The 18,542-nt window shown below is 32.6% G+C and carries 17 protein-coding genes and 1 rRNA gene; 15 read left to right on the forward strand and 3 right to left on the reverse strand.

The features are described 5' to 3' along the window. The first annotated feature begins 71 nt into the window (after positions 1-71). The 8 genes from ACA31_RS09540 (at position 72) to ACA31_RS09570 (ending at position 6,759) form a co-directional block, all read left to right on the forward strand. Positions 72-593, forward strand: coding sequence for an acyl-CoA thioesterase (locus ACA31_RS09540; protein ID WP_057513102.1), 522 nt, complete (start codon positions 72-74; stop codon positions 591-593). Between the two features lie 312 nt (positions 594-905). After that, positions 906-1,076, forward strand: a complete 171-nt coding sequence (locus ACA31_RS13305; protein WP_156393451.1) for an SE1561 family protein — start codon at positions 906-908, stop codon at positions 1,074-1,076. A 100-nt stretch (positions 1,077-1,176) separates the two neighbouring features. After that, positions 1,177-1,695, forward strand: a complete 519-nt coding sequence (locus ACA31_RS09545) for a type 1 glutamine amidotransferase domain-containing protein (protein WP_057513103.1) — start codon at positions 1,177-1,179, stop codon at positions 1,693-1,695. 363 nt (positions 1,696-2,058) lie between these two features. Continuing rightward, positions 2,059-2,871 (forward strand): monofunctional peptidoglycan glycosyltransferase SgtB, encoded by an 813-nt coding sequence (sgtB, locus tag ACA31_RS09550; protein WP_057513104.1) that lies wholly within the window; start codon positions 2,059-2,061, stop codon positions 2,869-2,871. 341 nt (positions 2,872-3,212) lie between these two features. After that, a complete protein-coding gene (recX, locus tag ACA31_RS09555) occupies positions 3,213-4,031 on the forward strand; it encodes a recombination regulator RecX (protein WP_057513105.1) in 819 nt (272 codons plus the stop codon). Further along, positions 4,009-4,323, forward strand: coding sequence for a YfhH family protein (locus ACA31_RS09560; protein ID WP_057513106.1), 315 nt, complete (start codon positions 4,009-4,011; stop codon positions 4,321-4,323). Before recX ends, ACA31_RS09560 begins: the two co-directional genes overlap by 23 nt. Before the next feature lie 15 nt (positions 4,324-4,338). Further along, the gene (locus tag ACA31_RS09565) at positions 4,339-5,871 is read left to right on the forward strand and encodes an ATP-binding cassette domain-containing protein (RefSeq protein WP_057513107.1); all 1,533 of its coding nucleotides are present in this window, start codon (positions 4,339-4,341) and stop codon (positions 5,869-5,871) included. Positions 5,872-5,880: 9 nt separating this feature from the next. Further along, the gene (locus ACA31_RS09570; RefSeq protein WP_057513108.1) at positions 5,881-6,759 is read left to right on the forward strand and encodes a hypothetical protein; all 879 of its coding nucleotides are present in this window, start codon (positions 5,881-5,883) and stop codon (positions 6,757-6,759) included. 119 nt (positions 6,760-6,878) lie between these two features. Here ACA31_RS09570 and ACA31_RS09575 read toward each other — a convergent pair whose 3' ends face one another. Further along, on the reverse strand, positions 6,879-7,856 hold the full coding sequence (locus tag ACA31_RS09575; protein WP_057513109.1) for a metal-dependent hydrolase: 978 nt from the start codon (positions 7,854-7,856) through the stop codon (positions 6,879-6,881). Positions 7,857-7,979: 123 nt separating this feature from the next. Between ACA31_RS09575 and mutY the strand changes: the two genes are divergently transcribed. The 3 genes from mutY (at position 7,980) to ACA31_RS09590 (ending at position 11,581) form a co-directional block, all read left to right on the forward strand. After that, positions 7,980-9,026 (forward strand): A/G-specific adenine glycosylase, encoded by a 1,047-nt coding sequence (gene mutY / locus ACA31_RS09580; protein WP_057513110.1) that lies wholly within the window; start codon positions 7,980-7,982, stop codon positions 9,024-9,026. Positions 9,027-9,093: 67 nt separating this feature from the next. Next, positions 9,094-9,636 (forward strand): nucleoside tri-diphosphate phosphatase, encoded by a 543-nt coding sequence (gene ntdP, locus ACA31_RS09585; RefSeq protein ID WP_057513111.1) that lies wholly within the window; start codon positions 9,094-9,096, stop codon positions 9,634-9,636. 208 nt (positions 9,637-9,844) lie between these two features. Then, on the forward strand, positions 9,845-11,581 hold the full coding sequence (locus tag ACA31_RS09590; protein WP_057513112.1) for an ABC transporter ATP-binding protein: 1,737 nt from the start codon (positions 9,845-9,847) through the stop codon (positions 11,579-11,581). A gap of 115 nt (positions 11,582-11,696) precedes the next feature. Here the strand turns inward: ACA31_RS09590 and ACA31_RS09595 are convergent, their stop codons facing one another. Together ACA31_RS09595 and ACA31_RS09600 are read right to left on the reverse strand one after the other, a co-directional pair. Then, positions 11,697-12,791: an FUSC family protein gene (locus ACA31_RS09595; protein ID WP_057513113.1), complete on the reverse strand. Its 1,095-nt coding sequence runs from the start codon at positions 12,789-12,791 to the stop codon at positions 11,697-11,699. A 75-nt stretch (positions 12,792-12,866) separates the two neighbouring features. After that, positions 12,867-14,156, reverse strand: a complete 1,290-nt coding sequence (locus ACA31_RS09600; protein ID WP_057513114.1) for a glutamate-1-semialdehyde 2,1-aminomutase — start codon at positions 14,154-14,156, stop codon at positions 12,867-12,869. Between the two features lie 82 nt (positions 14,157-14,238). On the opposite strand from ACA31_RS09600, the gene ACA31_RS09605 reads away from it, so the two are divergent. The 4 genes from ACA31_RS09605 to ACA31_RS09620 all read left to right on the forward strand — a co-directional run bounded on the left by ACA31_RS09605 (position 14,239) and on the right by ACA31_RS09620 (position 18,481). Then, positions 14,239-14,694 carry a peroxiredoxin gene (locus tag ACA31_RS09605; protein ID WP_057513115.1) on the forward strand — a complete coding sequence of 152 codons (456 nt, stop codon included), beginning with the start codon at positions 14,239-14,241 and terminating at the stop codon, positions 14,692-14,694. Positions 14,695-14,700: 6 nt separating this feature from the next. Next, entirely contained in the window at positions 14,701-15,651 is a 951-nt protein-coding gene (locus ACA31_RS09610; protein ID WP_057513116.1) for a phosphoglycerate dehydrogenase, read from the forward strand. A gap of 95 nt (positions 15,652-15,746) precedes the next feature. Continuing rightward, complete coding sequence (gene perR / locus ACA31_RS09615; RefSeq protein ID WP_057513117.1) at positions 15,747-16,205, forward strand: peroxide-responsive transcriptional repressor PerR; 459 nt, start codon at positions 15,747-15,749, stop codon at positions 16,203-16,205. 723 nt (positions 16,206-16,928) lie between these two features. Continuing rightward, a 16S ribosomal RNA gene (locus tag ACA31_RS09620) occupies positions 16,929-18,481 on the forward strand. Positions 18,482-18,542: the final 61 nt, after the last annotated feature.

The raw sequence follows: 18,542 nt of genomic DNA on the forward strand, positions 1-18,542 counted from the left end.
GTTCTGAAATAGTTTGCTATATTCAGAGCACACACTTTTTGTCTGATAAAAGAAAAGGAATTGATTAAATTATGGAAAAACCAAAACGTAAATCGATGTCTGAAGCACGAAGTATTAAAGAGAGACAAGTTTTCCCACAAGAAACAAATCATCTAAAGACAATGTTTGGCGGTATGTTGATGGCAAATATTGATGAAATTTCTGCTATAACAGCAACGAAACATAGTAATTCACAAGTGGTAACAGCTTCAACGGATTCGGTAGACTTTTTAAAACCAATTAAAACAGGTGCTGTCGTTTCTTATGAAGCTATGGTCTCATACGCTGGAAAATCTTCAATGGAAGTCTGCGTTCAAATTATTATAGAAGATGTACTTAAAAATGAAAGACATTTAGCAGCGCTAAGTTTTTTAACATTTGTAGCAATCGGTGAAGATGGTAAGCCAATAGAAGTACCTCAAGTTTACCCAGAATCAGAGACAGAAAAGTGGTTCTATGATACGGCACCTGCTCGAGTTAAAAGAAGAAAAGAACGTAGAGAAGAAAGTAAAAGTACAATTGAGTTCTTATCAAGCGTACAACAATTAGGTTAAACAAGTTGAAGGTACATATGGGATTAATAAAAGTCGATATGTACCTTTCTTCATTTTAAAGGTATTATTTTGAAAATGGCAGTGATTTTGGCAGACTCCTGACTAGTTAATAAAGCACTAGCTGAAGATTACAGTATTAGGTTGTGCTTTCGGAAAGCGTGCACTAAAAAACTACCAACAAAAGTCGTAAACTTTATTGACACTCTGAGACACTAGTTTTAGTATTTCATTATAATATTATTCTGATACTACCAAAAGTTGTTAATTCCATGTTAGGATAATAATATCTTATAAAAAGGAGTCTCATTGAAAATGAATGAAAATCAAACAATTGATCAAATAAAAGAAAGATTAGAAAAGTTTATTGACGATATAGACCAAGTTAATCCAAACGAAGTAAAAGTGGAAGATATTGATGAGTGGATTGGTTTATTAGATCAATTAGAAGAAAAAGTCAAAACTGTATCAAAAACATCTGAATAAGTGCAGATTGACCATAAGCTAGATTCAGTTGTTGTATGTTTAACTTTTCTTGATTTTGTCTATATATAATGTAGAACACAAATAGGAAAGGTGATTATACATGGCTAAAAAAGTAGCAATCATATTAACAAATGAATTCGAAGATGTTGAATTAACTAGTCCACAAGAAGCAATAGAAGAAGCGGGACATGAAACAGTAATTATTGGCGATACAGCGAATAGTGAAGTTGTTGGTAAACATGGTGCAAAAGCTACAGTAGAAGTTAGTATTGCAGATGCTAAGCCAGAAGATTACGATGGATTATTAATTCCGGGTGGGTTTTCTCCAGATCATCTACGTGGTGACTCAGAAGGCAGATATGGTACATTTGCTAAGTATTTCACAAAAAATGATGTTCCAACATTTGCAATTTGCCATGGACCTCAAATTTTAATAGATACTGATGATTTAAAAGGACGTACTTTAACTGCAGTGTTAAATGTCCAGAAAGATTTATCTAATGCAGGCGCGCAAGTAGTAGACGAATCAGTAGTTGTAGATAAAAATATAGTTACGAGTCGTACACCTGATGACTTAGATGATTTTAATAGAGAAATTGCAAATCAATTAAAAGATTAATTGAAAATTATTAATTAACGTACACTTTGGACATCATTGTCCTTAATATATAACTGGAAAAACGTATGGTAATGAATATATCTTATATATTGAATTTAAAGTTCAACATGTAAGATATATTCTGATGCTATAGGTTTTTCCAGTTTTTGTATTTTATAATGATAATTAGCGCTATAGTACATATCTTACGGTCGTATAATGATTAATAAACTAAAATATATATGAAATATGCTTACAATGAAACTCTATGCGTAGCGTGACATACACCCTTGGACTGATATTTTCAATTTGGTGTAGATAAACGTTTAAACTATTGATAAACTCACTTATAATGATATGAGAGCAATATAAAGGAGCTAGCGCATGAAAAGAAACGATCGTTATAAGCAAACAAAAAAACAATCCAGTCAAAATAATTCAAATATACCGCAACACAATACCTATTTCCAACCAGTTAACAAACCACCAAAAAAGAAAAAAGGAAAAGGTTTGTTGATAAAGATATTAATACCTATCATCATTTTAATCATTGCGTTTATAGCTACAATGTACGCATTTTCTTTAAGAGCAAATGTGGATGAATTGAGAAGTATTGAAGATAAAGAAACATTTGTCTCTGTTTCAAATATGCCAGAATATACCAAAGGGGCATTTATAGCAATGGAAGACGAAAGATATTATAAACATAATGGATTTGATTTCAAAGGTACGTCGCGTGCACTATTTTCAACAATAAGTGAGAATAGCATGCAAGGTGGGAGTACGATTACGCAACAAGTAGTGAAAAACTATTATTACGATAATGAACAATCACTAACAAGAAAAATCAAAGAATTATTTGTAGCACATCGCGCAGAAAAAACTTATGATAAAAATGAAATTTTAAGTTTTTATGTGAACAACATTTATTTTGGAAGTGATCAATACACTGTTGAGTCAGCAGCAAATCACTTTTTTGGAGTAACAGCAGATAAAAACAATCCTAACTTACCTCAAATATCTGTATTACAAAGTGCAATTCTAGCTAGTAAGATTAATGCACCAAGTGTATACGATGTGAATAACATGTCGGATAATTTCATCAATCGGGTAAAAATAGATTTAGAGAAAATGAAACAACAAGATTATATTTCTGATGAACAGTATGAAAATGCAACCCTAGAACTCGGTGTGTAATAAGCTAATAGAATAGAACATAAATACAGCATGCTATATTATTAGTGTGAATTAGAGGTGGCGCAGTAGCTGTAAGGAATCTAAACACACATGATTCAAGCCTTTAAAGAACTACGATGAAGACAAATAGTTCATATGCAAGAGTTTCTGCTCGTGTATTCCTTTTCTAGGGAGCCCTGTGGGAGCGAGGATAGAAATCAAAATTTGATTTCTATCCCGCTCCTTTTTTGATGTTATAATTTAAATATACATACATGGATTAATAGCAATTTCAAATATGCTATACACTATAATTCCATTCATAATCAATATAAGTTATTCTTATAAGTGGAGTGAATAATATGCCTAAAATAACAAAGATAGAAGTGCAAAAAAAGAATAAAGAACGTTTTAATCTATATTTAGATGATGAATTTGAAATGGGAATCGATATTGATACCTTTGTCTATTTTAATTTAAACAAAGGTCAAATTGTTGAAGCTAAAGATATGGAAGAAATCCAAAGTTATGAACAATACCGGCAAGCAGTTAACGCAGCTATTCAATATATTTCGTATAGAAAAAGAACTGACCATGAAGTAATAAAACATCTTACAAAAAAAGAAATTTCAGAGTCAGTCATTGCTAAAGTCATAGATTACTGTCATGAGCAAAAGCTTATAGATCATAATGATTATGCGAATAGTTTGAAAAATACCATGATTTTAACGACAGATAAAGGTCCTGGAATATATAAACAAAAATTACGAGAAGCTGGCATTGAACAATTAATTATTGAAGAATATAGTCAGATCTATGAACAGGAGCAATCTATGGAGGATATATTAAAAGTTGCAAATAAAATTTTGAAACAGAAAAAGGGACCATTGGTAAAAAGAAAAGAGAAACTGACACAATCATTAATGCAAAAAGGTTACTCTTTTGAGAAAATTAAAGAAGTCATGGAGGAAATGGATTTTTCCCAACCCGAAGAAGAATTAGATGAGTTATTACAAAATGAATTAGAAAAAGCATATAATAAATATTCGAAAAAATTTTCAGGTAGAAAATTAATTAATAAAACGATAGAAGCTCTTATGAGAAAAGGTTATAAATATGATAAAATTAAAGCTAAATTAGAAGAGAGTGGAATAGTAGATGGCACAGAAGAAATTGAGTGAAATGAGTGAAATTGAATTGCGTCATGAGATACAAAGTTATAAAGAGAAAATGCGTAAAGCAGAAATGAATGGCATTTTTAATGAATATGACGTATATGCAAGCAAAGTAATTATTGCAGAGAGCTACTTAGTAGACAGAAATAAAGTAGAATTAGGTAAAATATACAAATTAAATGATGATACAGAAAGCTATTTCAAAGTTGAACGGTTAAAAGGTGTTTTCGCGTGGGGCTTTAGAATTAAAAGTTCAGAACCTGAAGAGGGTTTGCCACTCGCATTATTAAAATTGTAGAAGGATGAAGATAGGATGGGTAGTTCAATTATATTAAAGTTACTTAATGTAACTCATTATTATAGAAATAAAAAATCCTCCAAATGGTATTTACCATTTGGTTATGATGAAGAAGATATAGAATTGAATAATTTTAACCTCCATATCTATCAAGGTGAAGCTTTAGGAATAATAGGTGAACCGGGTTCTTCTAAATCATTAATAGGGCGATTATTAAGTGGTGAAATACAACCAGATAAAGGAAGAGTCGTTAAGAAAAAGGACTTGTTTTTTGCTGATATTGAAGATAAATTATTGCAACATACTTCTGTAAATGAGTTTGTGGCTAATGCAATCATGTTGTTTCAATATAAGACTTCGAATCATAAAGTAGAGCAAATTATAAAGTATGCACACCTTGAAGATAAAGCAGATGTTAAAGTTAGCCGATTAACTGAGTCACAATATGCACAATTATTATTTGCGTTAGCAAGAACTTCAAAAGCAAGTATTATAATTTTTAATCATATTTTACAATACTTAGATGAATCTTTTATCGAAAAAGCAATTGGACTTACAGAAGAATACATAAATCAAAATTTAACAATTGTGATAATCGATGATGATGTTCAATGTATAGCTCAGACTAGTAATTACATTGTTTGGGTTTCTCATGGCCAACTTAGAATGGAAGGCTCTTTAAATCAAGTCTTACCAGTATTTAAAGATCATGAGAAAGATAGATTGTCATTGGAAAATGAACAAGAGAAAGCGAACTTTGACGTAGATTGGAAAAAAAGCAGAACAAGAACCCCAGAATTAACATATAATTTTAAACGTATAGAAAGATATAATCATGTTAGACCACCTGTTGCATTTGTTAGGTTTTGGACATGGCTTTCGGTATTGGTAGTTGGCTTATTATTTATGTCAATTTTAATGTTTAATAATATTGGGAAGTTACAGATTGGACAAAATATTGATCAAGCCTCAATACAAAACCAACATAAAGATCCTTATAAAGAAATGCTAGGTTACGGTATCGTATTAGATGAATCTATTACTGTGAAAGCTATGGATAATGAGGATAAACAAACAATAAATCAGTATGGTTTTGTAACAATCACTGCTGAAAATAATAAGAATTATAGAATTGACGTAGACAATAAGCATTATAAGGTTGCTAAAAATAAATTGCGTTTCTTTGAACCTGCAGCTTTATATGAAGCGCATAGTTCTAAATCATTAGCACCATACATGCATAATAACTATATTAATTTTTACGAATTTTTCAATAGTCATTTGCATAAAAAACATAGTACTGTAACAGAGGGACTTGTACCAGAAAATAATAAGGACAATCGTTTTGTAGTACCTATAGTACAACAACCTATTGCTATGATTTTTAATGACCAAAATAAACTCAATGGATTCACTTTCCCTATTAAGAAGAAAGAAGAATTAAAAGAGAAGTTTGATATCAAAAATAATTTCTGGATCACTAAATCTGGAGAGGGCTATTTTATGGCTGATTTAAAAAATAATAAATGGATATATATTGAATTGTAGGTGTAAAGAATGATTGATAGTATAATTAGTTTTTTTAAAAACGTGCCATATCTTAGCAAACAAGCATATCATCGATTAAAATCACAATGGATGTGGCTTGTTATACCATTTGTATCAAGCTTGGCGTTGCTATTCCTATTAATGTTAATATTTAAAATAAACGGCACCGAAGAATTAATTCAAGCTCGTGCTTATTTTAGATTGGCAGGATTAACAACTTTTGTTCATATTTGGATTGCTATTTATCGTAGCTATAACACTTATAAATTTGATTACTTTACTGGTAAGTTATTTAACCTGAATCCAATATTTCAAAATATTGTCATAGCAATCATAACAAGTGTAACAATGTTTATAACTTTAATTATTATGATATATGCAACACCTGTTAATATAGAAAGTTCTATACCATCTACGTTTTATTATGTTGTAATGTCGATGCTATTCATGATACTCGTATCGACAATATTAGGCCTATCAGCTATTATTCGTCGAAAAATTAATGTCATATTTTACGTAATTTCATTAGTAATGTTTTTTATTGTTCCAATACTCTATATACCAACAACTAATACGTCACTGGTATCGCATATATTAATGTTAAATCCACTATATTACCTTATTGAAGGTATTTCACAGTCTGTCGTGCTTGGTGCGTTAAGTTTGAATAATATACCATATCATTTATATTATATATTGTTTTTAGCAATACTTTGTGTAGTTATTTTTGCCGAATATCGAATAATGGCACACAAAAAATATTTATATGCAGTGTCTGATGAAACAATTGTTACTCATTCAGATGCAGATAAAGACGAAAATACGACTGAAGCGGATGACTTAAGTGAAAATAAAGAAAGATTAAAAAATAATATTTTAAATAAGTAAGGTCAAAGGTTACTTATTATTAATTAAACTAAAAGTAATAAAAGAACTGGAGAGCTTCGTTATCAATCAACGAAGCTTTCCAGTTCTTATTATATAGAAGTATTATATTTTTTAACGTGTTATTTAGCAAATAATTTCTTCTGTAATTTATCTTCGCTAAAAACCCAGCCGATATATGAATGGTCAATATTCATTTCATCGTCTAAATGGGCAATAGCTACAAAAGAATAATGTCCATTTTTTAAATAACGTAAATCAATTAATCTAATTTCGGTTGTTTCATCACCTAACTTCCTAGCTTCCCATCGATAAATAGTTGAGAAATTAAGGAATGTTTTAATATTTTTATCTCCCTCAACATATTGCATTAAATCATCACTTGGAAATGGATGACGTTTTGATTTGTCACTAAATACAATATTTCTACCAAAACTACGCCCCACATAATCATATTCTTCAGTTTGTATTGCAACACGCCATTGCATGAAGCGAATCGTCGGTGCAACAAATACTTTTACTGGATTATGTTCTTGTTGAATTTGCTTTAGAGCTTGTTGTTTAATAACAGCTTGCATTCTAAAGCGAATGATATAATATACTACAAGAAGAGCGATGATTGGGAAAAATACAAGATATGGATGAATTCCAACTAACCAAAGTAGTATTCCGATACACCACAAAACAAATATAATTGGATCAAATGTATTAATTACGCTGAGCTGTATCCATTTGTTAGTAATAGGCCTTAGCGCCTGCGTGCCATAAGAATTGAAAATATCTACAAATACATGTAGAAATACTGCAAGTTGAGTCCAAAGCCAAATATGTGTAGTATCCACGTTTTTGAAAAATGTAAAAATTAATAAAGTAATTAATAAGGGCCATAATATCGTAAAGAGTATTGAATGTGTGATACCTCTATGATTTGATATATAGGTAGCGTTATCTTTTAATTTAAAAACAGTGTCGCCATCAGGTATTAAAGAGCCAACTACTAATGTGGTAGCTGTGGCTACAAATGAACCTGCCATTGCCGGATCTTGAGTAGCTAATGCTGTTAATCCGATACCCATGACAATATGTGTGCCTGTATCCATAAATATTCAACTCGTTTCATGTCAATAATATATTCATTATAATCTAATATTATAAATAATAAAAATAACATACTAAAATTTATTTTGAATTTTAAGAATTACTAATAGAAAGAGATGTGTAAAATGTTTAATGAGTCAAAATTCAAGAATAATCTCGTTACATGGTTTGATGAACATCAACGTGAAATGCCTTGGAGGGAAACCTCTAATCCATATTATATATGGTTGAGTGAAGTGATGTTACAACAAACTCAAGTTAAAACAGTTATAGATTATTATCATAGATTCATCCATCGATTCCCAACTATTTCTGAGTTAAGTCAAGCACATGAAGATGAAGTACTCAAATATTGGGAAGGCTTAGGTTATTACAGTAGAGCACGTAATTTTCACACTGCAATAAAGGAAGTACATGAAAGTTATCACGGTGTAGTACCAGATGAACCAGTGACATTTGGAAAACTAAAAGGTGTAGGTCCATATACACAAGCAGCAGTTATGAGTATTGCTTTCGACAAACCTTTAGCAACTGTGGATGGAAACGTCTTTAGAGTATGGTCTCGATTAAATAATGATGAGAGAGATACGAAATTGCAATCAACACGTAAAGCATTTGAGAATGAATTACAACCATACGTAGAGGAAGATGCAGGTACATTTAACCAAGCAATGATGGAATTAGGTGCATTGGTTTGTACACCGAAATCCCCGTTATGTTTATTCTGTCCGGTTCAAGATCATTGTGAAGCATTTGAAAAAGGGACAGTTCAATCATTACCCGTAAAAACAACAAAAGTTAAGAAGAAACATATAAAACAGCATGTTTATCTACTTAAAAATGAAGATAATGCTTATTTAATTGAAAAACGTACACAAAAGTTATTAAATAATATGTGGGAATTTCCAATGTACGAAGTAGAGGAAAATAAGTATATTAACACTGTATTGGGGACACAAGTGATATTTGATCAAGTGCCTGTATTTAAATTAAAACATCAATTTACACATATCACGTGGGATATTGAGGTGTTTATGTCTCAAGAAAATGTACATAAAGATGACATCATCTTACCTGAGAATATGGTGTGGATGCAGTTAACAGAAAAAGAAGACTTTAATTTTCCTGTAAGTATGACAAAAATATATAATTTCATAACTAAACATTGTTAGGTTCGGTGTTGTATCTTGAGTTATGTTATAATTCTATATGTGAAATTAAGTAAAGGTGGTGTGGAGCATGGTAAAAGAATCCATACCTAAAGAAGGTCAGACAATAATGATTCAAAGTTATAAACATGATGGTAATATTCATCGTGTTTGGTCTGAAACTACTATATTAAAAGGTACGGAAGATGTTGTTATTGGTGGGAATGATCATACGCTCGTCACAGAAAGTGATAATCGTACATGGATTACGAGAGAGCCTGCAATCATATATTTTCATTCTGAATATTGGTTTAATGTGATATGTATGTTTAGAGAAGATGGAGTTTATTATTATTGTAATTTATCTTCACCATTTGTTTGTGATGAAGAAGCTATAAAATATATCGATTATGATTTAGATATTAAAGTATATCCAAACGGTAAATATCATTTACTAGACGAAGATGAATACGAGCAGCATATGAAACAAATGAATTATTCACCTGATATCGATGTTATTTTAAGAAGAAATGTAGATATTTTACAGCAATGGATTGAACAGAAGAAAGGTCCATTTGCGCCAGACTTCATTAAAGTTTGGCGAGAACGATATAAAAAAGTTAGAAATTATTAAGCATATTTAATGTTTTTAATTTAATTTTCATTTATAGTAATATGAATGTGAACAATACAAACAAGGAAAAATTAAGTTTGCTATAAAATATTCGTATTCGCAAATGAAATTGTCAAACAACTTTAGATAGTGCATAAATTAGCAGCCTAGTTGGACCATCAACATAGGCTGTTTCATTTGCAAATATAGTGTAGGGAGGAATCGTTTTATGATTCGCAGATATTTACAATTTGTTCGACCATATAAATGGCGAATCATTGCCACTATACTTATAGGTATTCTAAAATTTGGTATTCCGATGCTGATTCCATTATTAATTAAATATGTTATTGACGATATTATTAATAATGGTGCTATAACAGTAGAAGAAAAAATCACAAGATTATTAGTTGCAATGGGAATAGCAGCGTTTATCTTTGTGATAGTAAGACCACCAATTGAGTTTTTGAGACAATATCTAGCACAGTGGACAAGTAACAAAATTTTATATGATATACGTCAAAAGCTGTATCATCATTTGCAAGCTTTGAGTTCAAGATTTTATGCGAATAACCAAGCAGGGCAAGTTATTTCAAGGGTTATTAATGATGTTGAACAAACTAAAGACTTTATATTAACTGGTTTAATGAATATATGGCTTGACTGTATAACTATTGTTATTGCATTAACTATTATGTTCTTCTTAGATGCTCAGTTAACTTTAGCAGCAATTATTATATTCCCTGTATATATTTTAACTGTGTATTTCTTCTTTGGTCGTTTGAGAAGTTTAACAAGAAAGAGATCACAAGCATTAGCAGAAGTACAAGGGTTCTTACATGAACGTGTACAAGGGATGTCAGTTATAAAAAGTTTTGCAATTGAAGATAACGAAGCAAGTAACTTTGATAAACATAACCAAAATTTCTTACAAAGGGCGTTTAATCATACACGTTGGAATGCTTATTCATTCTCAGCAATAAATACGGTTACTGATGTTGGACCTTTAATCGTTATTGGTACAGGTGCATACTTAGCAATTAATGGATCTATAACAGTAGGTACTTTAGCTGCTTTCGTTGGCTATCTTGAACAACTGTTTGGTCCTCTACGTAGATTAGTTTCTTCATTTACAACATTGACACAAAGTTTTGCGTCAATGGACCGTGTATTCCAACTTTTAGATGAAGATTACGATATTAAAAACAAAAAAGGTGCATTGCCAATAGAAATAAAACAAGGACACATTGAATTAAATAATGTTCATTTTAAATATGATCAAAGTGAAGGAACTATCCTTAATGATATTAATTTAGAAATTAATCAAGGTGAGACTGTGGCATTTGTTGGTATGAGTGGTGGAGGAAAATCTACTTTAATCAATTTAATACCTAGGTTCTATGATGTTACCGAAGGCGAAATAAAAATTGATGGTACAAATATCAAGTCATATTTAACAGGTAGCTTGAGAAGACAAATTGGTTTAGTTCAACAAGATAATATATTATTCTCGGATACAATTAAAGAAAACATATTATTAGGTAAACCGGATGCTTCAGATGAAGAAGTTATTAACGCTGCTAAAATGGCCAATGCTCATGATTTTATAATGGAATTATCTAAAGGTTACGATACAGAAGTAGGAGAAAGAGGCGTTAAACTTTCTGGCGGACAAAAACAACGTGTTTCTATTGCCCGTATCTTCCTAAATAATCCACCAATTATTATATTAGATGAGGCAACGAGCGCACTTGATTTAGAAAGCGAGTCTATCATTCAAGATGCCTTGAGTGTATTAAGTGCAAATCGTACAACACTTATTGTTGCCCATAGATTATCTACTATTACACATGCCGATAAAATTGTTGTCGTAGAAAATGGTGAAATTGTTGAAAGTGGTTCACATTCAACATTATTAGCTAAAAAAGGTGCATATGAACATCTATATAGCATTCAAAATTTATAGTCAGTAAATATTTAAAAGCGCATTGGGTATTTTAACGTATACCTAATGTGCTTTTATTTTAAACAATAAAAATACCCTTTGAGCAGATAGAAATTAAGCTCAACGGGTATTTTATTTATAAATCGAAGTCTTCTTCTAGTATATCAATTTCATTATCATTACTATGGTACGTGAAGAAACTAATTCGTAGTCTATCTAAATGCTCTAAAATATAACGATATTCTTCGATTGCTGAAATAATTTGCATAATATTAGTATATGAATACATTGATTGATAAGGATTTTGAATAATTTCTTTTTGAAATGCATCCATCAAATTCTTTTTCTGTGGATTTGAAATTTGACTATCAAGTTGATCTACATCATACCGCGCCTTTTTTGAAAGGCTGATGAAGATTTGTTCGTGATATGCAATCAATGTATCGATTTCTAATTTAATCTGAAGAAGTAATTCGTTATTTAAATTATGAAGATCATTTTGATAACGATTCATTTTTCTCAATACTTCATACGCTCGCCGAGTACTGCGTACCAATTCTTTAAAAAGAATTTTTTTCCTATTTTGTGCATATAGTTGTTTCTTAGTCCATGGCTTTTCTTCTGAATAATAACCCAAAGTTTCTTCGAGTTTATCAATACGAGTAACAATCAACCCTCTATCTTCTTTAATATGATGATACTCAGAGGTGTCATTTAAAACTAATTTAAACCATACAAAAATATCAGAACAGATATTCAATGAATTATAGTAAATTTTAGATTCAAATTTAGGTGGTAGAAATAAAAGGTTCACTGCTGAAGAACTAAGCACGCCAACCATAACAAGTACAAATCTATAAAAGGCAGAAACATAAAAGTTGCCAGTATGTTGTCCCATAATAATTAAAGCAGTTATACTTGCTAGCGTAGCAACATGTTCCAATTTGAATCGAAACAGGATTGCAATTAATAAAATTACTGTAACACCCATGATTACAATATTATTTCCAAATATCGTAACCATCACTACTGCTAAAACAGCACCAACAAGGTTACCTATTGCTCGTTCCCCAATTGTTTTTATTGAACGAAAAACACTTGGTTGCATTGCAATGACAGCACTGACTGCAGCAATGGCTTTTAAACCAGCTTCATCAGGTAATAGAGAAGCGATAAACAAAGCAAGTATAATTGCGATACCTGTTTTGAGAATACGGGCTCCTAATTTCAAATGTACCGCTCCTTAATATATTTAATAAAATAATGTTTATACTTGTTATACAACGATTGAGTACAAAATTCAAGTTTATACCATTTGACTAAATGCATAATCTACAGCTTTTAAGGTTGCATCAATGTCTTCGTCAGTATGTTCAGTAGTTAAAAACCATGCTTCAAATTTAGAAGGCGCAAGATTAATACCCTGATTTAGCATTAATTTAAAGAATTTAGCAAATGCGTCTCCATCTGTATTTTCAGCCTGAGCATAATTTTCTACTATTTCATCTGTAAAGTATAATGTTAAGGCACCGTATACTCTGTTTACTGTAGCAGTAATGTTATGTTTTTTAATTAATGAAAGCAAACCATCCTCTAAACGTTTACCTAATGCATCTAATTTTTCATAAACACCATCTTGTTCTAATACTTCTAGAAGTGCAATGCCAGCTTTCATGGATAGTGGGTTTCCTGCCATAGTGCCAGCTTGATATGCAGGACCTAAAGGTGCTACTTGTTCCATAATATCTTGCTTTCCTCCATACCCACCTATAGGTAAACCGCCACCAACAATTTTACCAAAGGCTGTTAAATCAGGATAAACATTATAAAGATCTTGTGCACCACCATAATGGAAACGGAACGCTGTAATCACTTCATCATATATAACCAGGCTTCCATTATTATGGGTAAGTTCGTTTACTTGTTCTAAGAAACCAAGTTTAGGTTTAACCATCCCAAAATTACCAACTATTGGTTCTACTAATACGGCAGCAATATCTTCACCCCAATAGTCAATAGCTTCCTTATAAGCATCAATATCATTGAAAGGAACAGTGATTACTTCTTGAGCAACACTTTCAGGAACACCAGCAGAATCAGGAGAACCTAGTTGAGAAGGCCCACTACCAGCTGCCACTAAAACTAAATCAGAGTGACCGTGATACTGACCAGCAAATTTGATGATTTTAGTTCTTTTAGTATAAGCACGAGCGACACGTATTGTAGTCATAACTGATTCTGTACCTGAATTAACAAATCTAATCTTTTCTAATGAAGGCATAGCATCGCGTAATTTTTTAGCAAATTCAATTTCTAGTTCTGTAGGCGTACCATATAATACACCTTGTGCAGCCTGATTTTGAATTGCTTTAGTAATATGTGGATGTGCATGACCAGTAATAATAGGGCCATAAGCTTGTAAGTAATCAATGTACTTATTTCCATCTACATCAAACAAATATGCGCCTTGACCAGAGCGCATCATAACTGGAGCGCCACCGCCAACTGCTTTATATGAGCGAGAAGGTGAATTGACTCCACCTAGAATATACTCATTAGACAATTTTTGAAGTTTTTTACTTTCAGTAAATTTCATACATATCAACCTCTTTTAATTTAATAATTTCGTCTATTATCGTATCATAAAATTAAGAATAAAAAGGAATAGGGTGAGTTAAATGTTAAGAAAAGGCGATCAATTTCCATCATTTAAACTAGAAAATCAAAAAGGGGAGTTTATTTCTAATGAATCTGTAAAAGGAAGTAAAGCTGTACTTTACTTTTATCCAAGAGATAATACACCTACATGTACTATAGAAGCATGTGATTTTAGAGATAATTTAGCAATATTCAATGATTTAAATGCCAAAGTATATGGTATTAGTGGAGATACTAAAAAGAAACACGAAAATTTCAGTCAGAAACTAGATTTAAATTTTGACTTATTAGTGGATGAGAATTATGAGCTGTCTGGAGAAGTTGGTGTCTATCAATTGAAGAAGTCATTTGGTAAAGAATCGATGGGTATTGTAAGAACTACATTTGTTATTGATGAAGATGGTATTATAATAGATGTGATTGAAAAAGTTAAAGTTAAAACACAAATGAATGAACTAAAAGAAATCTTGGGGTGAACATAGATGAAAGCTGTCAGTTTAAAAAGAATGGGAGATTTAGAGTCTAAATTAATAGAAGCATATCCCACTGTCGATTTTGTATTTACAAAGGGTGTTTCTGAAATAGAAGAACAAGATAAGCAAAATTTAGATATAATGTTCGGTTATGATGGTAAACTTAATCAAACATTTTTAGAGAATTGTCCAAACCTTAAATGGCTAGCATGGTATTCAACAGGTGTGAACAGTTTACCTTTAGATTATATTGATAAACATGATATATTACTTACTAATGGCAAAGGTATACATGCAAAGCAAATGTCAGAATTTATTATAGCTTATATACTAGATGACTATAAAAAAATGAGAGCTTCCTATATTAACCAACAAAATAGATATTATGATTCAAAACTTACGGGGTCTAGAGTAAATGGAGAAACCATTTTGTTTCTAGGTACAGGAAAAATCGCTCAATATACAGCTAATATTGCAAATGCAATGAATATGAAAGTTATTGGTATCAATACAAATGGTCATTCGGTAGAAAAATTTAATAAGACCTTCGCATTAAATGAACTTTCTGATGCTTTAACCGAAGCGGACATAATTGTTAACACACTACCTGAGACTGAGCAGACCATACATCTCATAACGAAAGCACATTTTGAGTTAATGAATGAAACAGCACTATTTATAAATGTAGGTAGAGGAACAATTGTTGATGAAGTTGTATTAATTGAAGCATTAAAAGAAAAGTATATTAGACACGCATATATAGACGTGTTCGAAAAAGAGCCATTAAATCCAAGTAATGAACTATATTCATTAGATAATATTACTATTACCGCTCATATCACGGGTAATGGCAAAGAAAATATGAGCGAGGCTACGTCTATATTTATTAAAAACCTCAACTATTTTCTCAATAACAAGAGTTTAATTGAGAATGAGGTTAATCCTAAACAAGGCTATTAAAGACTTTTAAGTAATGAAGATTGACATTTCACACATCAAACAGTTATATTAATATTAAGTAATAATTATTCTTAAATAGAAAGATGGTGAGTGAAATGAGTGCAGAGATGGAAACAGTTGAACATCAATTAGAAAATTCAATTGCGTCTTTAAGAAATAACGGTATTAGAATAACGCCTCAACGACAAGCAATATTGAAATTTTTAATTGCTTCAGAGACACATCCTACAGCCGATGAGATTTATCAAGCACTTTCACCTGATTTTCCAAATATAAGTGTTGCTACAATATATAATAATTTACGTGTCTTTAAAGATATTGATATAGTAAAAGAATTACCATATGGAGATTCTTCAAGCCGTTTTGACTTCAGTACACATAATCATTATCACGTTATCTGTGATAATTGTGGAAAAATAGTGGATTTCCATTATCCACAACTTGATGAAGTAGAACAATTAGCGCAGCACGTAACAGACTTTAATGTAACGCATCACCGTATGGAAATATATGGGTTATGCAAAGACTGCCAAGATAAAGGAAATAGTCAATAGAATAGAAGACATTATCTAGTATTTTGTTATGCTAATGATATAAGAAAAAGGAAAACTCGTTTTTTTAATAAATGAGTTTTCCTTTTTCTTTGCTCTGACTTCTCTATATTAAATATGATCAATGATGCGCTAAACTAGATAAGTTGAATATATTCGATAGTGATGGCGTTTCTGATTGATATGCATTCTAGATTCTACTATATATAACAGAAGGTAATACAAACGTATTAAGTTAAGAAATATGCCGATATATTTACACTAAACAAACGTTTAGTACATAAAAATAATAAATAGACATCACAAAGGTAAAATTTAACTAAAAAGATCACCAAAAATTATTGACGGTTGTGAATAAACTTGGTATTATAAAAAAGTCGTCGAAACAAGACGCCAAGCAAAACAACCGATTCAACGAAGTTATTATAAAGTGTAAATTTGACACTTGTTAAATCGATTGAAAGGATATATAATATTAAATGTTGAGTTAAAAAACGCAACAAACGCAACAAACTTAATAAATAAAAAAAGAAATTTATTATTGACTTAACAAAAACTTAATGTTATAATTAATTCTTGTAACACATTAACGCATTAATGAACATTGAAAACTGAATTGCAATATGTCAACGTTAATTCCGAACGCAACATTAAATTGTTGGTTCAAACGTGTTAGAGATAACACACAAATTAGTATTTTATGAGCTAATCAAACATCATAATTCATTTATGGAGAGTTTGATCCTGGCTCAGGATGAACGCTGGCGGCGTGCCTAATACATGCAAGTCGAGCGAACGGATAAGGAGCTTGCTCCTTTGAAGTTAGCGGCGGACGGGTGAGTAACACGTGGGTAACCTACCTATAAGACTGGAATAACTTCGGGAAACCGGAGCTAATGCCGGATAACATTTGGAACCGCATGGTTCTAAAGTAAAAGATGGTTTTGCTATCACTTATAGATGGACCCGCGCCGTATTAGCTAGTTGGTAAGGTAATGGCTTACCAAGGCGACGATACGTAGCCGACCTGAGAGGGTGATCGGCCACACTGGAACTGAGACACGGTCCAGACTCCTACGGGAGGCAGCAGTAGGGAATCTTCCGCAATGGACGAAAGTCTGACGGAGCAACGCCGCGTGAGTGATGAAGGTTTTCGGATCGTAAAACTCTGTTATTAGGGAAGAACAAATGTGTAAGTAACTGTGCACATCTTGACGGTACCTAATCAGAAAGCCACGGCTAACTACGTGCCAGCAGCCGCGGTAATACGTAGGTGGCAAGCGTTATCCGGAATTATTGGGCGTAAAGCGCGCGTAGGCGGTTTCTTAAGTCTGATGTGAAAGCCCACGGCTCAACCGTGGAGGGTCATTGGAAACTGGGAAACTTGAGTACAGAAGAGGAAAGTGGAATTCCATGTGTAGCGGTGAAATGCGCAGAGATATGGAGGAACACCAGTGGCGAAGGCGACTTTCTGGTCTGTAACTGACGCTGATGTGCGAAAGCGTGGGGATCAAACAGGATTAGATACCCTGGTAGTCCACGCCGTAAACGATGAGTGCTAAGTGTTAGGGGGTTTCCGCCCCTTAGTGCTGCAGCTAACGCATTAAGCACTCCGCCTGGGGAGTACGACCGCAAGGTTGAAACTCAAAGGAATTGACGGGGACCCGCACAAGCGGTGGAGCATGTGGTTTAATTCGAAGCAACGCGAAGAACCTTACCAAATCTTGACATCCTTTGAAAACTCTAGAGATAGAGCCTTCCCCTTCGGGGGACAAAGTGACAGGTGGTGCATGGTTGTCGTCAGCTCGTGTCGTGAGATGTTGGGTTAAGTCCCGCAACGAGCGCAACCCTTAAACTTAGTTGCCAGCATTTAGTTGGGCACTCTAGGTTGACTGCCGGTGACAAACCGGAGGAAGGTGGGGATGACGTCAAATCATCATGCCCCTTATGATTTGGGCTACACACGTGCTACAATGGACAATACAAAGGGCAGCTAAACCGCGAGGTCATGCAAATCCCATAAAGTTGTTCTCAGTTCGGATTGTAGTCTGCAACTCGACTACATGAAGCTGGAATCGCTAGTAATCGTAGATCAGCATGCTACGGTGAATACGTTCCCGGGTCTTGTACACACCGCCCGTCACACCACGAGAGTTTGTAACACCCGAAGCCGGTGGAGTAACCATTTATGGAGCTAGCCGTCGAAGGTGGGACAAATGATTGGGGTGAAGTCGTAACAAGGTAGCCGTATCGGAAGGTGCGGCTGGATCACCTCCTTTCTAAGGATATATTCGGAACATCTTCCTTGAGAAGATGAGAAGGAATGACATTGACATATTG

The organism is Staphylococcus sp. NAM3COL9 (genome assembly GCF_001431205.1).
GTDB lineage: Bacteria > Bacillota > Bacilli > Staphylococcales > Staphylococcaceae > Staphylococcus.

Coding starts and splice junctions, on each gene's coding strand:
- ACA31_RS09540 (WP_057513102.1), top strand. CDS start 72: ATGGAAAAACCAAAACGTAAATCGATGTCTGAAGCACGAAGTATTAAA.
- ACA31_RS13305 (WP_156393451.1), top strand. CDS start 906: ATGAATGAAAATCAAACAATTGATCAAATAAAAGAAAGATTAGAAAAG.
- ACA31_RS09545 (WP_057513103.1), top strand. CDS start 1,177: ATGGCTAAAAAAGTAGCAATCATATTAACAAATGAATTCGAAGATGTT.
- sgtB (WP_057513104.1), top strand. CDS start 2,059: ATGAAAAGAAACGATCGTTATAAGCAAACAAAAAAACAATCCAGTCAA.
- recX (WP_057513105.1), top strand. CDS start 3,213: ATGCCTAAAATAACAAAGATAGAAGTGCAAAAAAAGAATAAAGAACGT.
- ACA31_RS09560 (WP_057513106.1), top strand. CDS start 4,009: ATGGCACAGAAGAAATTGAGTGAAATGAGTGAAATTGAATTGCGTCAT.
- ACA31_RS09565 (WP_057513107.1), top strand. CDS start 4,339: ATGGGTAGTTCAATTATATTAAAGTTACTTAATGTAACTCATTATTAT.
- ACA31_RS09570 (WP_057513108.1), top strand. CDS start 5,881: ATGATTGATAGTATAATTAGTTTTTTTAAAAACGTGCCATATCTTAGC.
- ACA31_RS09575 (WP_057513109.1), bottom strand. CDS start 7,856: ATGGATACAGGCACACATATTGTCATGGGTATCGGATTAACAGCATTA.
- mutY (WP_057513110.1), top strand. CDS start 7,980: ATGTTTAATGAGTCAAAATTCAAGAATAATCTCGTTACATGGTTTGAT.
- ntdP (WP_057513111.1), top strand. CDS start 9,094: ATGGTAAAAGAATCCATACCTAAAGAAGGTCAGACAATAATGATTCAA.
- ACA31_RS09590 (WP_057513112.1), top strand. CDS start 9,845: ATGATTCGCAGATATTTACAATTTGTTCGACCATATAAATGGCGAATC.
- ACA31_RS09600 (WP_057513114.1), bottom strand. CDS start 14,156: ATGAAATTTACTGAAAGTAAAAAACTTCAAAAATTGTCTAATGAGTAT.
- ACA31_RS09605 (WP_057513115.1), top strand. CDS start 14,239: ATGTTAAGAAAAGGCGATCAATTTCCATCATTTAAACTAGAAAATCAA.
- ACA31_RS09610 (WP_057513116.1), top strand. CDS start 14,701: ATGAAAGCTGTCAGTTTAAAAAGAATGGGAGATTTAGAGTCTAAATTA.
- perR (WP_057513117.1), top strand. CDS start 15,747: ATGAGTGCAGAGATGGAAACAGTTGAACATCAATTAGAAAATTCAATT.